Below are 21,743 nucleotides of genomic sequence, written 5' to 3' on the forward strand. Positions count from 1 at the left end.
TCGTTCTAGAAAAACGACATGCTTGAAGAAGCTGCTTTCAGCATTCTCAACAACCGGTGTTACCCGCTTGTTCGTAACGGCATCGAATACGCGTTACGTTAGGTGAGCGCTCACTGCGAACACGACATATCTCCGCAAACTCTGCTTGTCTGCCGCCAAAGCCAGACCACGCCTTGCGCTGTCTGGTTAACCCCAGCAATCTTCAAAGCATCTTGCACCCGTCCATTAAAAATGGCACGCGTCCTGCAATGACACGATGGCAGTTCGAAAGCACAAAACTAAATACCATCCGAGGGCGTTATGAAGACCGCACACAATCACAAGGGCGCGTTTCGCGTCACCCTTCTCGCCGCCGCTGTTGCAGCCTCGTTGACGCTCAGCGCATGCGGCGGTTCAGGTTCAACCAGCAAGCAACTTGGCAGCACGGGCGCAGGCTCCGGCGCAATCCCGACCACCGGAGGCGATGGAACCACCTCAGCCGGCGGCGGTGCGGGGTCAGGCGGCGGCAGTGGTTCAGGTTCAGGTTCAGGTTCAGGCGGTGGCGGTTCGGGATCGGGAGGCGACACCGTCGCCGGTGGCGGCGGTGCAGGTGCTGGCGGTGCGGGTGCTGGCGGAACAGGCGGTGGCGGAACAAGCGGGGGTGCAGGTGGCGGCGGAACCGGCGGTGGCACGCCGGCCGTGACACCCGTTGCGGGCGTCGCTGCAAACGCAGGCAACCTGGTATCGGCGGTGGGCAATACGGTGTCCGGTCTCGGCTCCGTCGTGGGCAACGCCAACGTTCCGGGCATAAACCCCTCCACGACTCAAGCGTCTGGCAATGTTGTATCGAATCTTGGTGGCGCGGTGGGCGCACTCGGTGCCGGCGTATCGCAAGGTCTCGGTCAGATAGGATCAAGCGCGAATCCGGTCGGCACGACGCTCGCCAGCACCGGCAACGTCGTTCAGCAGACGGGCGCCGCGGTCACGAGTGCAGGCGATCTGGTAACGAGCATCGGCGCCGGCCCATTGTCCCCGCTCGCACCAATAACAACGCCAGCCGGCAACCTGGTGAGCGGCGTGGGCGGCGCTGTCACGCAGCTCGGTGGCGCACTCGGCACTACATTGTCGACCGGCGCTGTCAGCCAGGTCACGCAAGGTGTCAGCACGCTGATCACCCCGATCACCACGATGGCCGGTTCGCTCACGCAAACAGTCGGCTCGGCCACGGGTCTCGGCGCATCGGTCAACAATGTGCTCACCACGCTTGGCGGTACGCTGAATTCGGCAGGGCAGGCGATGGCATCGACGGGGAACAATCCGCTTGCCAGCGGCCTGGGTGGCGTGGTGTCCAGTACCGGAACGACACTAGCGTCGGCCGGCGGTCTCGTCCACGGCACGCCGGGTTCGAACCCGCTGTCACCGTTCAACGGTATCCTGTCGGGCCTGACGGGTACAGTCGGCGGCGCGGGCGGCGTGGGAAGTCCGCTGGCTCCAGTGAGCGGCCTTGTTGGAGGATTGACGGCCACGGTGGCGAGTCTTGGCGCCACACCGGGAGCGGCGGGACCGCTTGCACCGGTTGCATCGCTCGTAAGCGGCGTAAGCAGCGGCCTGGGTAATGTGGCTAATGCGGGTGGTGCGGGTGGCGGCGGTGCAGCAGGCGCGTTGGCTCCCGTCACGGGTCTCGTCGGCAGCTTGACGAACACCGTTGGCACGGTTGCCACAGGCGTCGCTACGCCAGTGGCAAGTGCCGCGGGCGGAGCCACAAGCGCCCTGACAAGCGCGACTTCGGGCAACGGATCGGCTGCGCCAGGCAACCTGCTCGCGCCGGTGACGGGTCTTGTCGGTGGCGTGACGGGCGCGTTGGGTGCGGGTGCGGGTGCGGGCACACGGACAACCACTGCGGGCGTAGGCGTGGGGGTTGGCGTGGGTCTATCGAGCGCTCCGGGCACTGCATCGGGCAGCTCGCCGGCCAATCCGCTGGGCGGTGTGACTACGCTGCTGGGCGGATTGCTCGGCGCACACAACAAATAGCTGCGGACGCTTCGCGCGAGCCACGGACAATCGCCTTTCCCAGCGAGCGGTCCGTGGCGAAAAGGTAGGTGTCCATACGTTCCTCCATGCCCCGTCTCATCCAAGCTGGACAAAGCACGGTCTCTCGATGCAACCCGTCCGGCCAGACGGCGCGCGCCGGACACAAGAACGACAAGAAGATACCCGCCCGCTGCTCTGATGTATATCGTCAGCAAAGCAGATAAAACAGAAGTTAAAGCGCCAAGAGCCGTAATACAGAGCGTTGCAATTGCATCAGCAGCAAACGATGACGAACGCGGCAAGACGCCGGATCTCTTCGATCCATAAGTCTTCTCGCAGTTCGCACGAAAAAAAGCCAACGAGGGCCGTACCGTGAAGATCAAGGAATGGAAATGGACGCTGCTGGCCGCGGCGGTGACGGCGCACGCCGCCCAGGCGCAGACCAGCGGGCAGGTCGCGCGCCCATCGGTGGCGGGCAATCCGCTCGATGCACTGCCGCAAGTGAACGCGCCACAAAAACCGCCGCCCGTCACTGTCGATGTCCAGACGCAAACGCCTCAAATACAGGAATTGCTTGCACGCCATCTGACGCCGCAGAAGATCCAGATTGAAGGTGTAAAAACCGTTCCCTTCGATGAGATCGCCCAACGCTTCGCGCCGCTCGTCGGCCACGACGTCACCATCGGCGAATTGATGGAAACCGCGAACGGCGTGACCGCGCTCTACAAGGAACGCGGCTACGCACTCTCTTTCGCCTTCGTGCCCGCGCAAACCTTCGACAACGGCATCGTGCGCATCACCATAGTGGAAGGCTATGTCGCCGACATCAAGATCAAAGGCGAACCCGGGAGCGCCGAAAAGCGCATTCGTGCGGTCGCCGACCGGATTCGCGCCGATCGCCCATTGAAGCAGGATACCTTCGAGCGCTACGTCAACGTGCTCGGTTTGACGCCCGGCGTGAAGATCGCGGCGACGGTCGCGCCCCCGCAGACCACCGACGGCGCAGCCCTGCTCGAACTCGATGTCGAGCGCAAACCGTTCAACTTCGCGACGGGTATCGATCTGAATCACCCAGGCTTGCAAGGCATCGTGAGCGCGACCGAAAACAGCGTGCTGGGCCAGGGCGAAACGGTCGGCGTTTCGGCGTTGCTGCCAAAGGGCCGCAACGATCAAACCTACTTCGCGATCAACGGCGCATTGCCGATTGGAACCGATGGCTTCACCGCCCGTGCCGATGCTTCGCATTACTACGGTCATCCTGTCGATAACCCGGGCTTACCTGCCTTCGTTGAACGCACTGTGGTGAACGACAAGGCCGGGTTGTCGGTGTCGTATCCGTTCATTTTGAGCAATACGCGCAGCCTGACTGGTACGGCCGGCGCCTATGCTTCCCATGATGAGGACCGTTTCAAGAACACCATCACGGGCGCACAGCTCGGTCAGCGTTCGCAGGTTCGTGTAACGACGCTGCAGCTCGACTACACCGGCACGGATACCGGCACCGTGCGGCGTGCGAGTATCAACGTGGCGAAAGCGTTGAACGTACTGGGTGCATCGAAGACAGCCGAAACCAACATTCCCGGCGTGGTCACGGCCAACCCGGTCTCGCTCACCTTCGTGCGCACCAGAGCCACGATCTCGCAAGCCAACGAATGGCCGTACAAGATCGGCACGATGATCGCCGCGACCGGACAGTACAGTCCGGATTCGTTACCGACATCGGAGCAGATTGCGTTTGGCGGACAACGCTTTGCGCTTGGCTACCAGCCGGGCGAGGGATCGGGCGACTCGGGCTGGGGTGCTTCGGCGGAAGTGAACCGGCCGTTCGCCATCGGGCTTGCGTTCATGAAGACTTTCACGCCCTACGTTTCCGTCGATACGGCTCACGTCTACCTGCACGGCGGCGCCGCGAAGCCAGGCAGGCTGGCATCGGTCGGCGTGGGTTTTCGCGTGTCGGATGCAAAGTACTACAGCCTGGATTTATCGCTGGCGAAGCCTGTTGGCGATGCCCCGGTGGAAGGCAACGGTTCGCGCAGCCCGCGCGTGAACGCGACGTTCTCCTACCAGTTCAATTGACCAAAACCCGCTTGGTTGCGCGATAGCCGTGCCTGCCCGCCACGAACCTACTAGAGGAAATCCTATCAAACGTCCTTGATGCTTTGACGTATTCTGTCCGCCCAACATCGGTAAATACAATCAAGAGACGTTTCACCTCCAGGAGGAAGCATGACGAGTATGACCCAGCGCGCGCAGCGGCAATTCAGACACATCCTGGTAGCGAGCGCCCTGCTCGCTTCGGCCGCGAGCACGCTTGCGCAGGCTGCGTCGCCGGCTGGACTCTGGCAGACCATCGACGATAAAACCGGCCAGCCCAAAGCCGTCGTTCAAATCGTGCAGGATAGCGACGGCACGCTTTCCGGGAAAATTCTGGAGGGGATCGGCAACAACAACGACCCGACTCGCCGATGCACGGCCTGTACAGATTCACGCAAGGATCAACTGCTGAAGGGCATGACGATCATCGAAGGCATGAAACCGGATGGCGACACGTGGGATGGCGGGCGGATTCTCGACCCGGAAAACGGCAAGCTTTATAAGTGCAAGATGCATCTGGACGAGGACGGCCAGAAGCTCGTGGTACGCGGATACATTGGCGTTTCGCTGCTCGGACGCTCGCAAACGTGGATCAGGCAGCAATAAGCCTTTACGCAGGTTCGATGCATAAAAAAACCGGCTGCAGACCAGAATCTGCAGCCGGTTTTTTTGCTTCGCGCTTCCCTCGCGCTGCGTCAAATACGCATCAGGCAGCGCGGCGCGAACCGCCAGCACGGTCTCCGGACGCCGCAGGCGCAGGACCAGGCGACGGCGCCATAGGCACGAATACCGGACGCACATCGCCATTCACCGACGTGCTGCTTGCGTGCGCAACGCCGTGATCGCCAAAACCTTCGGGCAGTTCGGTCGGCACGCGCATACGCGATGTCATCAGCGAATACAAACCTTCGCCAGCGGAGCCGAACAACTGGAGCATCACGCGCGCCAGAACACCCGAGTCATGCCACGCCTTGAAGCGGCGATGACACGTCTGATACGAAGGATATTTGCGCGGCAAGGTGGACCATGAAGCGCCGCTATACATCACCCACAGCACGCCGTTGAGCACGGCGCGGGTGTTGGCGAGCGGCCGGCCGCGCAACTCCGAACGGGGACGCAATTCCGGCAGCAACGGCGCGACCATTTGCCATTCTTCGTCGGACATATCGCGGTAAGGCTTCATGGTTTTTCTCCAATCACAAGTAAGTGATCAGACGATACCCATCCGCCCAAAACCCCGGTATCAGACATGTCCGAATCTTGAAATACCGCGCAAACCCTTGCAGCACTAACCTGACGGCGAAATTATGAGTCTCGCATTGTCAATTGTCCTTTCGGCCAGCGCTTTCAGGTCAGCGACGTATCCACCAGCCGCCGTTCGGACTCCAGATATTCCTTCGACTGCATCTCCGTGATCCGCGACACGGTGCGCGCGAATTCGTTGGCCATCGGTCCTTCCACGTAAAGCTCCTCGGCCGGCACTTCCGCGGACATCAGGAGCTTCACCTTGTGGTCATAGAACACGTCGATCAACCACGTGAAGCGGCGCGCCTCCGACGCATTGCGCGGCGACATCTTCGGAACTTCGGAGAGAATGACGGCGTGAAAACGGCTTGCCAGCTCAAGGTAGTCGTTCTGCGATCTCGGACCGCCGCAGAGCGTGGCGAAGTCGAACCAGACAACGCCGTCGGCTTTACGCAGCGCCTTCAGTTCACGTTTCTCGATGCGCAGGATCGGACTCTCGTCAGGCACCGCGGCAAGCTTGGCGAAGTCGGCGCGCAATGCTTTATCCGCGGCGGCGCCGAGCGGCGTGTGATACACCTTCACTTGCGACAGCGTGCGGCGGCGATAGTCCGTGCCGGCATCGACGTTGATGACGTCAAGCTTCGACTTGATCAGTTCGATGGCAGGCAGCAAACGATCACGATGCAAACCGTCCGGATACAGCAAGTCGGGATCGTAATTCGATGTCATCACGAACTGCACGCCTGCGCCAAACAGGCGGTCGAGCAACCGGTACAGAATCATCGCGTCGGCAATATCCGACACGTGAAACTCGTCGAAGCAAATCAGGCGGTAGCGCTTCGCGACGCGCCGCGCGAGTTCATCGAGCGGATCGGCCATGCCCTTCAGTTCTTCCAGCTCGCGATGCACTTCCCTCATGAACTCGTGAAAGTGCAGGCGCGTCTTGCGCTGCACCGGCACGACCGCGTAGAAGCTGTCCATCAGGAAGCTCTTGCCGCGCCCCACGCCGCCCCACATGTACACGCCGCGCGGCAACTCCGGGTGTGAAATCAGTTTCTTGAACGCATTCGAGCGGCGCGCCTTATACGCGACCCACTCGTCGTAGCAGCGCTGCAGGCGTTCGACCGCTGCGAGCTGCGCCGCGTCCGACTGATAGCCCCGCGTCTGCAATTCGTGTTCGTAGTATTCGTTGACGTTCATGGTGCGAGGGTTTTGAAGCCCGGGTGGAAACCCTGACTGAGCCAAATGAATGAGCAAATAAGCAAGCTGGAAGCGGCCGATAAAAACAAAGGCGAGCGGGATAACTCCCGCCCGCCTTCGTCATGCTGCTCGACCCTGCTGCAATTACATGTTGAGCGCGCGTTTGTCGACGGCGAGCGCGGCTTCGCGCATCACTTCGGACAACGACGGGTGCGGATGGCAGATCCGGCCGATATCTTCCGACGCCGCCTTGAACTCCATCGCGACCACCGCTTCCGCGATCAGGTCCGACGCATTCGCCGCGATGATGTGGCAGCCGAGCAGTTCATCGGTCTTCGCATCGGCGATCATCTTCACGAAACCGTCAGCCTTGCCGATACCGAGCGCCCGGCCATTGGCCATCATCGGGAACTGGCCGGTCTTGATCTCGCGGCCTTCCGCCTTCAACTGCTGCTCGGTCTTGCCGACCCACGCAATTTCCGGCTCGGTATAGATCACCCAAGGAATGCAGTTGTAGTCGATGTGCGGCTTCTGGCCGTCGATGATCTCGGCCACCAGCACGCCTTCGTCTTCCGCCTTGTGCGCAAGCATGGGGCCGCGCACCACGTCGCCGATCGCGTACACGTTCGGCACGCTCGTCGCGCAGTGATCGTCGACGGGAACAAAACCGCGTTCGTCCGTCTTGAGACCGATTGCTTCCAGACCGAGGTTGTCCGTGTTCGGGACGCGGCCAATCGACACGATCAACCGGTCGGCATCGAGCGTTTGCGCGTTGCCGTCCTTGTCCGTGTAGGCCACCGAGACGCTCGAATCCGTCGTCTTCACTTCGCCGATCTTCACGCCGAGATGAATGTCCAGACCCTGCTTCTTGAACTGCTTCGCGGCTTCCTTCGAGAGCGATTCGTCGCATGCGCCAAGGAACGCGGGCAACGCTTCGAGCACCGTCACGCTGGCGCCCAGGCGACGCCATACCGAACCGAGCTCCAGACCGATCACGCCGGCGCCGATCACGGCCAGCTTCTTCGGCACCGAATCGAAGGAAAGCGCGCCTTCGTTATCCGACACGATCTTGTTGTCGACAGGAATGGCCGGCAGGTGACGCGCCTTCGATCCCGTGGCGATGATCACGTTCTTCGCCGTTACGGTTTCCGTTTCCGCTTCGCCGCTCACTTCAATCTGCACGCCGGCGTCCGTCTTGCCGGTGAACTTGCCATGACCCTTGAGCCACGTGATCTTGTTCTTGCGGAACAGGAACTCGATACCCTTCGTCATCTTCTCGACAATGCCGTCCTTGCGGGCGAGCATTTTGGAGATATCGAGTTTCACGTCGCCCACGTTGATACCGTGATCGCCGAGATGATGCGACACGTTTTCGAATTCTTCCGACGAAGCCAGCAGCGCCTTCGACGGAATACAGCCCACGTTCAGGCATGTGCCGCCGAGCTTCAGGTTGCCGGCCGGGTTCTTCCAGCTTTCGATGCACGCGACCGACTTGCCGAGTTGCGCTGCACGAATCGCCGCAATGTAACCGCCAGGACCTGCACCAATCACGACGACATCAAATTCTTTGGACATGACTATCCTTCTCTTGTTGGATACATGGCGCGCCCGAGTCTATCGAGCGTGCCACGAGTCCTAAATAAGGTCTTAATGCTTGATTAAAAGGGTTACCTCGAGGGTAACCCCGAGGGCAACCGCAGGGATCACAGGTCCAGCAGCAAGCGGGCCGGATCTTCCAGCGCATCCTTCATCGCCACCAGCGACAACACCGCTTCGCGGCCGTCGATGATCCGGTGATCGTAGGAGAGCGCCAGATAGTTCATCGGGCGAATCACGATCTGGCCGTTCTCGACCACAGCGCGTTCCTTCGTTGCGTGCACGCCGAGGATTGCCGATTGCGGCGGGTTGATGATCGGCGTCGACAACATGGAGCCGAACACGCCGCCATTCGAGATCGAGAACGTACCGCCCGTCATTTCCTCGATCGACAGCTTGCCGTCCCGCGCCTTCGCACCGAATTCGGCGATTTTCTTCTCGATATCGGCCAGGCTCAGTTGATCGGCGTTGCGCAGGATCGGTACCACGAGACCACGCGGCGAACCCACGGCAATGCCAATGTCGAAGTAACCGTGATAGACGATGTCATTACCGTCGATAGACGCGTTCACCAGCGGGAATTTTTTCAGCGCATGCACGGCGGCCTTCACGAAGAACGACATGAAGCCGAGCTTCACGCCATGTTCCTTCTCGAAACGGTCCTTGTACTTGTTGCGCAGGTCCATCACCGGCGCCATGTTCACTTCGTTGAACGTGGTCAGGATGGCATTGGTTTGCTGCGACTCGAGCAGACGCTCGGCAATACGCGCGCGCAAACGCGACATCGGCACGCGCTGTTCCGGACGATCCTTGAGCCACTGGTCAGCACCCGGCGCCTTCACGTCCGGCAGGGACGGCTTGGCGGCAGCCGGAGCCTTGACGGGAGCCTTTGCAGCCGGCGCAGACGCAGCGGCAACAGCCGGCGCACCTTGCGTGGCGGCCAGTGCATCGCCCTTCGTGACGCGGCCATCGCGACCCGTGCCCGAGACCTGATCGCTCGATACATTCTTCTCGGCCAGAATCTTCGCAGCCGACGGGGAAGCGGACGTGTTGGATGCCGAAGCGCTCGCCGAAGCGCTCGCCACAGCCGGCGCAGCTTCCTGTTGCGGTTGCGCGGCCGGAGCCGGTTTCACCTCGGCGTCGCCAGCGGCGGCTGCCACCGGTGCGTCGCCGGCCTTTGCTTCCGTATCGATCATTGCGATCACTTCTTCCGCGCCGACCACGTCGCCGTCATGCTTGATGACTTGCGCGAGCACGCCCGCAGCCGGTGCCGGCACTTCCAGCACGACCTTGTCGGTTTCGATTTCAATGAGGATTTCGTCGATGGCAACTGCCTCGCCCGGCTTCTTCTTCCACGACAACATGGTGCCTTCCGACACGGACTCAGAAAGCTGGGGAACCTTGACTTCTACAATAGACATTATGTTTTTTCCTGAATGTATCTGGGTACGGCGCCATCATTGGCAATAAGTGAATTCGACGCCGTCAATTCTTGAGTAACCAGAGCGTATGAATGCAGCGCGCATTCAACTTGCGGCGAGCGCTGCTTGTGCATTCCACGTTCCGAATCGAATCACAGGACAGCGCATGAAAAACCGGGGAGCCGTTAAAAGGACGCTCCCCGGTCACAGCCGCTTACTTCGAGATGGTCTGTGCGCCCTTCAACCGGCCAAACGCGCCTTCGATCAGCGCCTTGAGCTGCTCGTAGTGCTTCGCGTAATAGCCGACTGCCGGGGATGCCGATGCCGGACGGCCGCTGTATGCCAGCTTCTGTCCTTCACGCATGCCTTCGCGCAGATGATGCTCGACGTAGAACCAGGCGCCCTGGTTCTGCGGCTCGTCCTGTACCCAGACCACTTCGGTCGCGTGTTCGTATTTCTTGATTTCCGCGTCGAATTGCTTGTGGGCAAACGGATACAACTGCTCGATACGAACGATGGCGACATCGCTCGCCTTCGCTTCGCGACGATGCGCGATCAGGTCGTAATACACACGGCCCGAACACACGATCACGCGCTTGACCTTCTTCGGCTCGATTGCATCGTCCGTTTCGCCGATGATCGGCTGGAACGAACCCTTCGCCAGTTCCGACAGGTCCGACACTGCTTCCTTATGGCGCAGCAGCGACTTCGGCGTGGCGACGATCAGCGGCTTCCTGAACAAGCGGATCATCTGACGGCGCAGCAGGTGGAAGATTTGCGCCGGCGTGGTCGGCTGCACCACTTGCATGTTGTGATCCGCGCAAAGCTGCAGGAACCGTTCGATACGCGCCGAGGAGTGCTCCGGACCCTGCCCTTCATAGCCGTGTGGCAGCAGCATGGTAAGACCCGAAACGCGGCCCCACTTCACTTCGCCCGACGAGATGAACTGATCGATCACAACCTGCGCGCCGTTCACGAAGTCACCGAATTGCGCTTCCCATGCAACCAGCGTATTCGGCTCGGCCGTCGAATAACCGTACTCGAAACCGAGCACCGCTTCTTCCGACAATACCGAATCGATCACCGTGAACTTCGCCTGACCATCGGCAATGTTCTGCAGCGGAATGTACGTACCGTCGTTCCAGCGTTCGCGGTTTTGATCGTGCAGCACAGCGTGACGGTGCGTGAACGTGCCACGGCCCGAATCCTGGCCCGTGAGACGCACGGCATAACCCGACGCCACCAGCGACGCATACGCGAGATGCTCGCCCATGCCCCAGTCGAGCTTCGCTTCGCCACGGCCCATTGCACGGCGGTCGTTGATCACGCGCTCGACCAGCGGATGCACCTTGAAGTTTTCCGGGATCGTGGTGATGCGCTCGGCCAGGCGCTTCAGTTCGGCCAGCGGAACTGCCGTGTCAGCGGCGTCCGTCCACTTGCGGTTCAGGAACGGAACCCAGTCCACCGCGTACTTGCTCTTGTAGTTCGAGAGCACCGGATCGACCGTGTGATGCCCGTCGTCCATTGCCTGGCGATACGCCTTCACGTAATTATCGGCGTCTTCCGCGGTGATCACGCCTTGCTGCACGAGCTTTTCAGCGTACAGCGCGCGCGTACCCGGATGTTTCGCGATGGTCTTGTACATCAGCGGCTGCGTCACCGCCGGCGTGTCCTGCTCGTTGTGACCCAGCTTGCGGAAACAGATGATGTCGACAACCACGTCCTTGTGGAACTGCATGCGGTAGTCGATAGCCAACTGCGTGCACAGCACGACCGCTTCCGGATCGTCGCCGTTCACGTGCAGCACCGGCGCTTCGATCATCTTCGCCACGTCCGAGCAATACAGCGTCGAGCGTGCGTCGCGCGGGTCGGACGTCGTGAAGCCGATCTGGTTGTTGATGACAATATGCAGCGTGCCGTGCGTGCCGTAACCGCGCGTTTGCGCGAGGTTCAGCGTTTCCATGACCACGCCCTGGCCGGCAAACGCCGCGTCGCCGTGAATCTGGACCGGCAGCACTTGCAGGCCGTCGACGTCGCCGCGACGATCCATGCGCGCCTTCGCCGACCCTTCGACCACCGGGTTCACGATTTCGAGGTGCGACGGGTTGAACGCGAGCGACAGGTGGACCGGGCCGCCGTCGGTCGAGACGTCCGACGAGAAACCCTTGTGGTACTTCACGTCACCGGCGGGAAGGTCATCAACATGCTTGCCTTCGAATTCGGCGAAGAGATCAGCCGGCATCTTGCCGAGCGTGTTCACCAGGACGTTCAAGCGTCCACGGTGAGCCATGCCGATGATGATTTCCTGAACGCCCGCGGCGCCTGCATGGCGAACGACTTCGTCCATTGACGCAATGAAGCTTTCGCCGCCTTCCAGCGAAAAGCGCTTCTGGCCGACATATTTGGTGTGCAGGAAACGCTCGAGCCCTTCGGCTGCCGTCAGGCGCTGAAGGATGTGCTTTTTCTTGTCGCCGGAGAAATCCGGCGTGGAGCGGATCGATTCGAGCCGTTCCTTCCACCAGCGCTTTTGTTCCGGGTCGCTGATGTACATGAACTCGGCGCCAATCGTGCCGCAGTACGTGTCGCGCAATGCCTTCACGATCTCACGCAGCGACGCCTGCTCGTTCCCGAAATACAGGTTCTGTGCATGGAACGTCTGGTCCATGTCGGCTTCGGTGAAGTCGTAGAACGCAGGTTCGAGTTCGGGGATGGCCGGGCGCTCACGGCGCTTGAGCGGATCGAGGTTGGCCCATTGTGAGCCGAGGAAGCGGTATGCGCCGATCAGCGACTGAACGAAGACCTGTTTGCGCGCGGTCGCCAGATCAGCACTGCTTTCGCGCGGCACGAAGCCGTTCGATTTCGCTCGCTGAGCGAACGACTCCACGATCGGGCCGTGGGCCACGTCGTTGTGATTCGACCCATCCGATGCAGGCACGTTTTGCAGTGCATCGAAATAGGTACGCCAGGTCTCGGGCACTGACGCGGGATTATCGAGATATGCCTCGTACTGTTCTTCGACGTATGGGGCATTACCGCCGAACAAATAGGAGTTCAGCTGGGATTGCTTCATCATTTTTACGCTCACCTTTCTTCGAGTTTCTCGAGAAATAGCGGGTTACTCAACCTTCCGCAACACGGCCTGACCGTTTAGCGGATTGCGCGAATCAAGTCTGCTTGGAAGGACCTAAAACTGGCAATGCATCCGCTAGCATAGCACAGATCATTAAGTCCACGCGCCGATGGTCGCGGCCCGGACGCTTGTCTGGCGGGCTTTCGGGCACCTTTCGCGAATAAGGGACATATGCTCAAAACACGCGGCGCAACAAAAAGCCACCCGCGGGTGGCTTTTTGTTGATGCAAAACTGACGTGAATCAGTCCACAGCGCCCTTGCGGCTGGCGCTACGACGCTCATGTTCTTTCAGATAACGCTTGCGCAGGCGAATGGATTGCGGCGTGACTTCGACCAGTTCGTCGTCGTCGATAAACTCGACCGCATATTCCAGCGACATCTGGATCGGCGGCACCAGGCGCACCGCTTCGTCCGTACCTGACGAACGCACGTTGGTCAGTTGCTTGCCCTTGATCGGGTTCACGACCAGGTCGTTGTCGCGGCTGTGAATGCCGATGATCATGCCTTCGTACAGCGGCTCACCCGGCGAAACGAACATGCGGCCGCGGTCCTGCAGCTTCCACAGCGCGTAGGCAACGGCTGCGCCATCGTCCTGCGAAATCAGCACGCCGTTGCGGCGCTCGCCCACGCCGCCTTCCTTCACCGGCTGATACGAGTCGAACGTGTGGCTCATCAAGCCCGTGCCACGCGTCAGCGTCAGGAATTCCGACTGGAAGCCGATCAGTCCGCGCGCCGAAATGCGGTATTCAAGACGCGTGCGGCCACGGCCGTCCGACGCCATGTCAAGCATTTCGCCCTTGCGGCGGCCCAGTTCTTCCATCACGCCGCCCTGGTTCGCATCTTCCATGTCGACGGTCAGGTTTTCGTATGGCTCGTGCTTGACGCCGTCGACTTCCGTCATCACCACGCGCGGACGCGACACGGCGAGTTCGTAACCTTCACGACGCATGTTTTCCACGAGAATGGTCAAATGCAGTTCGCCCCGGCCTGACACTTCGAACGTGGTTTCGTCGCCGGTTTCCTTCACGCGCAACGCCACGTTATGGTTCAGTTCCTTCATCAGGCGGTCGCGGATCTGACGGCTCGTGACGAACTTGCCTTCGCGTCCCGCCAGCGGCGAGGAATTCACGAGGAAGTTCATGGTCAGCGTGGGTTCGTCCACGGTAATCATGGGCAGCGCTTCCGGAACGTCCGGCGCGCAGATGGTCACGCCAATGCCGATTTCTTCAATACCGTTGATCAGCACGATGTCGCCGGCTTCAGCCGATTCGACCTGTACGCGCTCCAGGCCCTTGAACGACAGCACCTGGTTGATCTTGCGGTTCAGGATCGCGCCGTCCGGACCCGAGCGCACGGCCACCGACATGCCCGGCTTGATCCGGCCCCGCGTGATCCGGCCCACGCCGATACGGCCCACGTAGGACGAATAATCCAGCGATGTAATCTGCAGTTGCAGCGGCGCTTCCGGATCAGCCGGGCGGACCGGAACGTGCTCCAGAACCGCGTCGAACAGCGGGCGCATGTCGCCTTCGCGCACGTCCGGCGTCAATCCTGCATAACCATTCAGCCCCGATGCATAAACAATCGGGAAGTCGAGTTGTTCGTCGGTGGCGCCAAGCTTGTCGAACAAGTCGAAAGTCTGGTTGATGACCCAGTCGATCCGCGCGCCGGGCCGGTCGACCTTGTTGATCACCACGATAGGCTTGAGGCCCAGCGCCAGCGCCTTTTTCGTTACGAACCGCGTTTGCGGCATCGGGCCTTCAACGGCGTCCACCAGCAGCAGCACCGAGTCGACCATGGACAGCACGCGTTCCACTTCGCCGCCGAAGTCGGCGTGTCCCGGCGTATCCACAATATTGATGTGCGTGCCTTCGTACTCGACCGCGCAGTTCTTCGAAAGGATGGTAATGCCGCGTTCCTTTTCGATGTCGTTCGAGTCCATCACGCGCTCGACTACGGCCTGGTTCTCTCGGAACGTGGCGGTCTGGCGGAGCAATTGGTCGACGAGCGTGGTCTTGCCGTGGTCGACGTGGGCAATGATGGCGATGTTGCGAAGGGCGCGGGTCATAGGAGCTTGAGGAGCTTGTACATATAGTTGAGCGCCGTGGGTGCAAGCTAGCTATTAGCCGTGGAGCGAACACCTGGAGAATCCGCAGCTTCGGAATCTCCTGCGAAATCCTTGATGTCAGTCCACTTCCCCGCACTCGGCGCGATGGGAACCGAAGATTGTAGCACGCGGACGTGTCCTGTTCCTCACTGCTGTGCAATAGGACATAACCCGGAAGCGTTTTCGGACCAGTTTCCTATATCGGGACAGGTGGAAAGCCCTGTCAGGGCGTGCTGCCGGGGCCTCGCCCAACATTATCCAATCTCAAAATAACAACAACTCACGTTTCGCTTCGCAGCCAGGACGACCATGAAAGTACTTGCCGCGTCAACGATGCAACTCTTATAATCTTGCATAGTCAATTATTGCAAGCGCACGAGTATCCATCAGCGACGCCCACCAGCCGGTTCCTGAAATTGCCAACTACGTTCTTTGCGAGAGCGTCGGCTATTTGCTTAGCCGGGTTCGCTCAACGCTCTGGAACAACGTTACGCAACTCACCATGGCCGATCTCGGCATTACCAGCACGCAGGCAAGCATCATGTTCATGCTGGCGAGCGGGCGCAATTTGGCGGCGGCGGATCTGGCGCGTGAGTACGGTATCGATGCAAGCGCGGTGACCCGGCTGATCGACCGGCTGGAAAAGCGCGGACTCATTACCCGCGTGCGCAGCGAGGAAGACAGGCGGGTCGTGAGACTCGCGCTGACCGCCGAAGGCCGTGAACTGGCGGGGCAGATTCCCGCCATTTTCACGAAAGTGCTGGACAAGCTTCTCGGCGGTTTTACGCCCGAGGAAGTGGGTTTCCTGAAGAGCATGTTGCGCCGGATCCTGCTCAATTCCGGTGACCCGGCAGCCATCGCGCTAATCAGCGGATATGAAAAGTCCGCGCCGAAAGCATCTTCCTGAAGAGGCGAGATCTTTTCTGAATTCAAGTCCATATTCTGACGACGCACTTCGCAACCGCCCTTGTCGGGTAATAAAACTGAAAGAAATTGGTTGCTGCGTCCATCTTTACAATCATCTCTGAGAGCCGAGCGATGAAATTTTCATATTCGTGCGCATCCGCGTCCGCGGCGCCCACGACACCCATAAAACGCAGCGCGCTCGCTGCGACGTTCGCTGCTTTCGTGCTGGCGGGCTGCGCGAACTATGCGGGCATCAGCAGCGACAAGCAGATCACCGAACCGCAGAACGACGCGCTGCAAGCCACGCAAAGCGTGCCGTCGCAAGGCGGTCAATGGCCGTCGCTCGACTGGGCGAAGCAATTCGGCGATCCGCAATTGCCGCAGTTGATCGACGAAGCGCTTGCCGGCAATCCGTCGATTGCGCAGGCTCAAGCCCGGATTGCGAAGGCATCGTCTTATATAGAAAGCTCGCGCGCCGGGCTTTATCCGAAGGTGAACGGGTCGTATTCGTGGTCTCGCGAGCTTTTTTCGGCAAATGCGCTCTATCCGCCTCCGTATGGCGGCACCTGGTATAGCGAAAACAATGCGCTCGTGAGCGCGTCGTGGGACCTTGACCTGTGGGGCAAGAACCGCTCGCGGCTCAATCAGGCCGTGTCGCAGCAGAAGGCCGCCGAGGCCGACATGCAGCAAGCGCGCGTCACGCTGGCGGCGTCGGTTGCGCAGACGTACAACCAGCTCGCGCTGCTCTACGCATTGCGCGATGTCGCCCAGCGCGAGATTGCAAACCGCTCCGACGTGGGTCGCATCACCACTGGCCGCGTGAGCGCCGGACTCGATACCAATGTCGAAATCCGCACCGCCGAAGGCAACATCGCGACGAGCCAGACGAACCTGTCCGAACTCGACGGTCAGATCACGACCACGCGTTATCAGCTTGGCGCACTGCTCGGCCAGGGGCCGGATCGCGGGCTCAGGATCGCGAACCCGGTGTTGAATTCAAAGATCAAAATCGCACTGCCGGACAACGTGCCCGCAGACCTGATCGCGCGGCGGCCCGACATTGTCGCGGCGCGCTGGCAGGTGGAAGCGGCGACATCGAATGTGAAGGAAGCGAAGGCCGAGTTTTTCCCCGACATCAATTTGTCGGCGGCAGCGGGCTTCGATGCCTTCGGCTGGGGCCGTTTCTTCACCTCGAGCAGCCGTCAGTTCAATGCGGGACCGGCGATCCATCTGCCGATCTTCGACGCAGGCGCACTGCGCGCCCAGTTAAAAGGCCGTTATGCGGACTTCGACCTCGATGTGGCGAACTACAACCAGACGCTGGTCAATGCGCTGAACGACGTGGCGACGCAGATTGCATCGATTCGCTCGGTCGATCAGCAAACGAGCGACGCCACCCGCGCCCTCGACGCCTCCACGCACGCGTATCAACTTGCCGTGATCCGCTACAAGGCGGGGTTGTCGCCGCAGTTGCAAGTGCTCACCGCCGACCAGAACCGGCTGTCGAACGAGCAGACCGTAACGAACCTGCGGATGAAACGACGCGACCTCCAGATCGGCCTGATCAAGGCGCTCGGCGGCGGTTTCGATGCCGCGGATACCAACCTCGCCATCGGTGGCCAGACGTCGAAGACCGTGTCGGTCGCGCCGAAGAGCGCCGACTGATCCAACCCGAATCGAACTGAAGCATCGAACTGAACCGACTGGCAGCAACTCAAGACAGAGAATACGGAGCTATTCAATGAGCGACTCTCAACAAAACGCCGCAGCAGCACCGGCGCCTAAAACCAGCAACACCAAGCGCCGCGTGCTGATGTCACTGATCGTGCTGGTCGTGATCATCGCGGCTGTCGCATATGGCCTGTACTACTTCCTGGTCGCGCGTTTCCATGAAAGCACCGACGACGCTTATGTGAACGGCAACATCGTGCAGATCACGCCGCAAGTGGTCGGCACGGTAATTTCGGTGAATGCGGACGACACGCAAACCGTGAAGATGGGCGATCCGCTCGTCGTGCTCGATCCGGCCGATTCCAAGGTCGCACTCGATCAGGCCGAGGCGAATCTCGCGCAGACGGTGCGCCAGGTCCGCACGCTGTTCGTGAACGACAACCAGTACCAGGCGCAAGTCGCGCTGCGCCAGTCGGATTTGTCGCGTGCCCAGGACGACCTGCGCCGCCGCTTGACGATTGCGCAAACCGGCGCGATCTCGGGCGAGGAAATCTCTCATGCGCGTGACGCGGTGCGCGGCGCGCAGGCTTCGCTGAACGCCGCGCAGCAAGAGCTTCAGTCGAACCGCTCGCTGACGTCGAACACGACCATCGCAAGCCATCCGAATGTGCTTGCGGCTGCGGCCAAGGTGCGCGATTCCTACATCAACTACGCACGCAACACCATGCCGGCGCCGGTGACGGGTTATGTCGCGAAGCGTTCGGTGCAGGTCGGGCAGCGCGTCTCGCCGGGCACGCCGCTCATGGCGATCGTGCCGCTGAACGGCGTCTGGATCGATGCCAACTTCAAGGAAGTGCAGTTGACGCACATGCGTATCGGCCAGCCTGTGGAACTGACGGCGGACGTGTATGGATCGAGCGTCGTGTTTCACGGCAAGGTGATCGGTTTCTCGGCGGGTACGGGTTCGGCGTTTTCGCTGTTGCCGGCGCAAAACGCGACCGGCAACTGGATCAAGGTCGTGCAGCGCCTGCCGGTTCGGATCGCGCTTGATCCGCAGGAACTCGAAAAGCATCCGCTGCGCATCGGTCTTTCGATGAACGTGGACGTTTCCATCAAGGACGAGAACGGCGGTCAGCTCGGCGCCGCGCCCAACACCGTGTACCAGACCGATGTATTCGCGAAGTACGGCGATCAGGCAGACGCCGAAATCGCCCGCATTATCGCGGCGAACGAAGGTACGTCAGGTCCGGGCACGGGCAACGGTCCACAAAAGACATCGAAGGAAAACGTTCAGCCGGCGACGAAGCAAGACCTCGCCAAGCTGATGTAAGCGCCCTTCAAAGTCTTCCGGAACCGTTCTTATGTCTCAACCCAACGCCGTTCATCCACCGCTGGAAGGCGCGAAACTCGTGATCGGCACGATCGCGGTGTCGCTCGCGGTGTTCATGAACGTGCTCGATACATCGATTGCGAACGTGTCCATTCCGTCCATATCGGGCGACCTCGGGGTGTCGTCGGATCAGGGCACGTGGGTGATCACATCGTTCGCGGTCGCCAACGCGATCTCCGTGCCGCTGACCGGCTGGCTCACGCAGCGCTTCGGCCAGGTGCGGCTCTTCATGACGTCGATCGTGCTGTTCGTGATCGCCTCGTGGCTGTGCGGGCTCGCGCCCAGCCTGCCCTTCCTGCTCGCCGCGCGCGTGCTGCAAGGCGCTGTGGCCGGCCCGATGATCCCGCTCTCGCAAACCTTGCTGCTCGCGAGTTACCCCAGGGCGAAGGCGCCCATGGCGCTTTCCATGTGGTCGATGACCACGCTGATTGCGCCAGTCGCCGGCCCGATCCTGGGCGGCTGGATTTCCGACAACATCTCGTGGCCGTGGATTTTTTACGTGAACATACCGGTGGGTATCGTCGCCGCGATTGCCACGTTTGCAATCTTCCGCGAACGCGATTCGGTGATCCGCAAGGCGCCTATCGATACCGTTGGCCTGGGCCTGCTCGTGATCTGGGTCGGTTCGCTGCAGATCATGCTCGACAAGGGGAAGGACCTCGACTGGTTCAACTCGACCACCATCGTGGTGTTGACGTTGATCGCGGTGATCGCGCTCGCGTTCTTCATTGTGTGGGAGTTGACCGAAGAACATCCGGTTGTCGACCTGTCGCTCTTCAAGCTGCGTAATTTCACAGGCGGAACGATCGCGCTGGCAATCGGATACGGGCTGTATTTCGGCAATCTCGTGCTGTTGCCGTTGTGGCTGCAAACCGATATTGGCTATACCGCCACCGACGCCGGTCTCGTTCTCGCGCCTGTCGGCTTGTTTGCGGTGCTGCTCTCGCCCGTAGTCGGCAAATTCCTGCCACGTATCGATCCGCGCAAGATCGCGACCGCCGCGTTCCTCGTATTCGCGCTCGTGTTCTGGATGCGCTCGCGCTACACCACGGGCGTCGATACCTTTTCGCTGATGTTGCCCACGTTGATCCAGGGTATAGGCATGGCCGGATTCTTTATCCCGCTGGTCTCGATTACGTTGTCGGGCCTTCCGGGGAACCGGATTCCGGCTGCGTCGGGATTGTCCAACTTCGTGCGGATCATGTGCGGCGGTATCGGCACGTCGATATTTTCAACTGCCTGGGATCATCGCTCGGGCGTGCATCACGCGCAGCTTGTGGAGCAAGCCAATCTGTATAACCCAAACTTTAACGCGTCGATGCAGCAATTCAGCGCGGCCGGGCTCAGTCACGATCAGGGTTATGGATTATTCAACAGCATGGCGACGCAGCAGGCGGCGCAGTTGGGCGTGAACGATCTGTTCTATATATCCGCGGCGATTTTTGTTGCGTTGATTGCGTTGATCTGGATTACCAAGCCCGAACGCTCGGGTGGCGGAGATTCGGCGGCCGCGGCCTCGGCGGCGCATTGACGAGTTTGACGACGGGTACAAACTTGCGAAAACGCGACGGCAAACCGTGGCGTTTTTTTATCCTGCAGATACCACAAGCCGCTCGGGCGCCAGCACGCCGTCGCCGGCCCGGGCGACGCCGAGAAGACGTTGTTCATCGCGGGAATAGACGCGCACGCGTTGCGCATCCGCTAGACGTTCAGCGATATCCGAAAGTTTGAGCCGCTGTCCCTGGCAAAAACGTCGGCTGGCGTCGGCGTCGAGGTGAACAGCTGGAAAGGTGGACAGCAAGGCGTCAACCGGTTGCAGCCAGTTATCGCGTTCATCCGGCGCAGCCTCCGAAAGCGTGTCCAGCGTAACGGCATGCTCAAGCGTCAACGCGCCCACTCCGGTACGCCTCAGCGCCACCAGATGCGCGCCACAACCCAGCTTTTCACCGATATCCTCAGCCAGCGTACGCACATACGTGCCCTTGCTGCAGGTCACGCGGAACGTCACGTCAGGCAACGCACACGCGATCACTTCCAGCGCGTGGATGGTCACGTTGCGCGCCTCGCGCTCCACCGTCTGCCCGGCACGCGCGTATTCGTACAACGGTTTGCCGTCACGTTTGAGCGCTGAATACATCGGCGGGACTTGCGTGATGTCACCGCGAAAATGGACCATCGCGGCGTGAATCGCGGCTTCGTCGCACGTGACCTCGCGTGTTTGCAGCGCCTCGCCTTCCGCGTCGCCGGTCGTCGTCTGGATGCCCAGTCGCATGGTGGCTTCGTAGGTCTTGTCCGCTTCAAGCAGATCCTGAGAAAACTTCGTCGCCTCGCCGAAACACAGCGGCAACAACCCTGTCGCGAGCGGATCGAGCGTGCCCGTATGCCCCGCCTTCTTTGCCAGAAAGATTCTTTTGGCGCGAATCAGCGCGTCGTTGCTGGAAAGGCCGAGCGGCTTGTCGAGCAGCAACACGCCGTCGAGCAAACGACGCGGAATCTTCGGACGAGCAGAACCGTTCATCGATCAGGCGCCCTTCTCGTCTTGGTCTTCTTGATCCGGCTCGTCGTCGTCCTTTGCGCGCGTGGAGTTCGCTTCATCGATCAGCTTCGACATTTCCACCGCACGCACCACAGTCTGGTCGTAGTGGAAATGCAGTGTCGGCACCGTATGGATATGCAGGCGCTTGAACAACAGGTTATGCAAATGCCCCGCTGCGTGATTCAAACCGGCTTCGGTTTCTTTCGGATCGCCGGTGAGCGTGGTGAAGTACACCTTCGCGTGCGCGTAGTCGGGCGTCAGTTCGACGCTCTGAAACGTCACCATGCCGATGCGCGGGTCCTTCACGTCGCGCACCAGTTCGGCGAGATCGCGCTGGATCTGATCTGCAATCTGCACGTTGCGGTTAGGGGAAGTACGTTTCTTGGCCATGATATTTCCAATAATTTGTGTGTTGCCGGACGCCGCAAACAAAAAG

General features: G+C 60.6%; 15 protein-coding genes. 7 read left to right on the forward strand and 8 right to left on the reverse strand.

What is annotated here, in order from left to right; genetic code table 11:
• The first annotated feature begins 300 nt into the window (after positions 1-300).
• The 3 genes from ACRWA7_RS26470 (at position 301) to ACRWA7_RS26480 (ending at position 4,710) form a co-directional block, all read left to right on the forward strand.
• A complete protein-coding gene (locus ACRWA7_RS26470) occupies positions 301-2,010 on the forward strand; it encodes a collagen-like triple helix repeat-containing protein (protein ID WP_438393267.1) in 1,710 nt (569 codons plus the stop codon).
• 372 nt (positions 2,011-2,382) lie between these two features.
• Positions 2,383-4,086, forward strand: a complete 1,704-nt coding sequence (locus ACRWA7_RS26475; protein WP_438393269.1) for a ShlB/FhaC/HecB family hemolysin secretion/activation protein — start codon at positions 2,383-2,385, stop codon at positions 4,084-4,086.
• A gap of 150 nt (positions 4,087-4,236) precedes the next feature.
• Complete coding sequence (locus tag ACRWA7_RS26480; protein WP_438393270.1) at positions 4,237-4,710, forward strand: DUF2147 domain-containing protein; 474 nt, start codon at positions 4,237-4,239, stop codon at positions 4,708-4,710.
• 100 nt (positions 4,711-4,810) lie between these two features.
• Here the strand turns inward: ACRWA7_RS26480 and ACRWA7_RS26485 are convergent, their stop codons facing one another.
• The 6 genes from ACRWA7_RS26485 to typA form a co-directional block, all read right to left on the reverse strand.
• Positions 4,811-5,287, reverse strand: a complete 477-nt coding sequence (locus tag ACRWA7_RS26485) for a transposase (protein ID WP_438393272.1) — start codon at positions 5,285-5,287, stop codon at positions 4,811-4,813.
• Between the two features lie 164 nt (positions 5,288-5,451).
• Positions 5,452-6,549: a cell division protein ZapE gene (gene zapE / locus ACRWA7_RS26490; RefSeq protein ID WP_438393274.1), complete on the reverse strand. Its 1,098-nt coding sequence runs from the start codon at positions 6,547-6,549 to the stop codon at positions 5,452-5,454.
• Between the two features lie 144 nt (positions 6,550-6,693).
• Positions 6,694-8,124 carry a dihydrolipoyl dehydrogenase gene (gene lpdA, locus ACRWA7_RS26495; RefSeq protein WP_438393275.1) on the reverse strand — a complete coding sequence of 477 codons (1,431 nt, stop codon included), beginning with the start codon at positions 8,122-8,124 and terminating at the stop codon, positions 6,694-6,696.
• Between the two features lie 128 nt (positions 8,125-8,252).
• Positions 8,253-9,566 (reverse strand): 2-oxoglutarate dehydrogenase complex dihydrolipoyllysine-residue succinyltransferase, encoded by a 1,314-nt coding sequence (odhB, locus tag ACRWA7_RS26500; RefSeq protein WP_438393277.1) that lies wholly within the window; start codon positions 9,564-9,566, stop codon positions 8,253-8,255.
• Positions 9,567-9,780: 214 nt separating this feature from the next.
• On the reverse strand, positions 9,781-12,639 hold the full coding sequence (locus tag ACRWA7_RS26505; protein WP_438393279.1) for a 2-oxoglutarate dehydrogenase E1 component: 2,859 nt from the start codon (positions 12,637-12,639) through the stop codon (positions 9,781-9,783).
• A gap of 299 nt (positions 12,640-12,938) precedes the next feature.
• Positions 12,939-14,765 (reverse strand): translational GTPase TypA, encoded by a 1,827-nt coding sequence (typA, locus tag ACRWA7_RS26510; protein ID WP_060818999.1) that lies wholly within the window; start codon positions 14,763-14,765, stop codon positions 12,939-12,941.
• A 424-nt stretch (positions 14,766-15,189) separates the two neighbouring features.
• Here typA and ACRWA7_RS26515 point away from each other — a divergent pair, with 424 nt between their 5' ends.
• The 4 genes from ACRWA7_RS26515 to ACRWA7_RS26530 all read left to right on the forward strand — a co-directional run bounded on the left by ACRWA7_RS26515 (position 15,190) and on the right by ACRWA7_RS26530 (position 20,302).
• A complete protein-coding gene (locus ACRWA7_RS26515) occupies positions 15,190-15,711 on the forward strand; it encodes a MarR family winged helix-turn-helix transcriptional regulator (protein WP_438396793.1) in 522 nt (173 codons plus the stop codon).
• A gap of 131 nt (positions 15,712-15,842) precedes the next feature.
• A complete protein-coding gene (locus ACRWA7_RS26520) occupies positions 15,843-17,375 on the forward strand; it encodes an efflux transporter outer membrane subunit (RefSeq protein ID WP_438393282.1) in 1,533 nt (510 codons plus the stop codon).
• 76 nt (positions 17,376-17,451) lie between these two features.
• Positions 17,452-18,711, forward strand: a complete 1,260-nt coding sequence (locus ACRWA7_RS26525) for an HlyD family secretion protein (protein ID WP_438393284.1) — start codon at positions 17,452-17,454, stop codon at positions 18,709-18,711.
• Positions 18,712-18,742: 31 nt separating this feature from the next.
• Positions 18,743-20,302, forward strand: a complete 1,560-nt coding sequence (locus ACRWA7_RS26530; protein WP_060819005.1) for a DHA2 family efflux MFS transporter permease subunit — start codon at positions 18,743-18,745, stop codon at positions 20,300-20,302.
• Between the two features lie 57 nt (positions 20,303-20,359).
• Here ACRWA7_RS26530 and truB read toward each other — a convergent pair whose 3' ends face one another.
• Together truB and rbfA are read right to left on the reverse strand one after the other, a co-directional pair.
• On the reverse strand, positions 20,360-21,289 hold the full coding sequence (truB, locus tag ACRWA7_RS26535; RefSeq protein WP_438393286.1) for a tRNA pseudouridine(55) synthase TruB: 930 nt from the start codon (positions 21,287-21,289) through the stop codon (positions 20,360-20,362).
• A 3-nt stretch (positions 21,290-21,292) separates the two neighbouring features.
• On the reverse strand, positions 21,293-21,697 hold the full coding sequence (rbfA, locus tag ACRWA7_RS26540; protein WP_438393288.1) for a 30S ribosome-binding factor RbfA: 405 nt from the start codon (positions 21,695-21,697) through the stop codon (positions 21,293-21,295).
• Positions 21,698-21,743 lie beyond the last annotated feature (46 nt).

This window comes from Caballeronia sp. DA-9, from assembly GCF_051615025.1.
Taxonomy (GTDB): Bacteria; Pseudomonadota; Gammaproteobacteria; order Burkholderiales; family Burkholderiaceae; genus Caballeronia; species Caballeronia sordidicola.

Coding starts and splice junctions, on each gene's coding strand:
- ACRWA7_RS26525 (WP_438393284.1), top strand. CDS start 17,452: ATGAGCGACTCTCAACAAAACGCCGCAGCAGCACCGGCGCCTAAAACC.
- ACRWA7_RS26485 (WP_438393272.1), bottom strand. CDS start 5,287: ATGAAGCCTTACCGCGATATGTCCGACGAAGAATGGCAAATGGTCGCG.
- odhB (WP_438393277.1), bottom strand. CDS start 9,566: ATGTCTATTGTAGAAGTCAAGGTTCCCCAGCTTTCTGAGTCCGTGTCG.
- truB (WP_438393286.1), bottom strand. CDS start 21,289: ATGAACGGTTCTGCTCGTCCGAAGATTCCGCGTCGTTTGCTCGACGGC.
- ACRWA7_RS26480 (WP_438393270.1), top strand. CDS start 4,237: ATGACGAGTATGACCCAGCGCGCGCAGCGGCAATTCAGACACATCCTG.
- ACRWA7_RS26530 (WP_060819005.1), top strand. CDS start 18,743: ATGTCTCAACCCAACGCCGTTCATCCACCGCTGGAAGGCGCGAAACTC.
- typA (WP_060818999.1), bottom strand. CDS start 14,765: ATGACCCGCGCCCTTCGCAACATCGCCATCATTGCCCACGTCGACCAC.
- ACRWA7_RS26505 (WP_438393279.1), bottom strand. CDS start 12,639: ATGATGAAGCAATCCCAGCTGAACTCCTATTTGTTCGGCGGTAATGCC.
- ACRWA7_RS26470 (WP_438393267.1), top strand. CDS start 301: ATGAAGACCGCACACAATCACAAGGGCGCGTTTCGCGTCACCCTTCTC.
- lpdA (WP_438393275.1), bottom strand. CDS start 8,124: ATGTCCAAAGAATTTGATGTCGTCGTGATTGGTGCAGGTCCTGGCGGT.
- ACRWA7_RS26520 (WP_438393282.1), top strand. CDS start 15,843: ATGAAATTTTCATATTCGTGCGCATCCGCGTCCGCGGCGCCCACGACA.
- rbfA (WP_438393288.1), bottom strand. CDS start 21,697: ATGGCCAAGAAACGTACTTCCCCTAACCGCAACGTGCAGATTGCAGAT.
- zapE (WP_438393274.1), bottom strand. CDS start 6,549: ATGAACGTCAACGAATACTACGAACACGAATTGCAGACGCGGGGCTAT.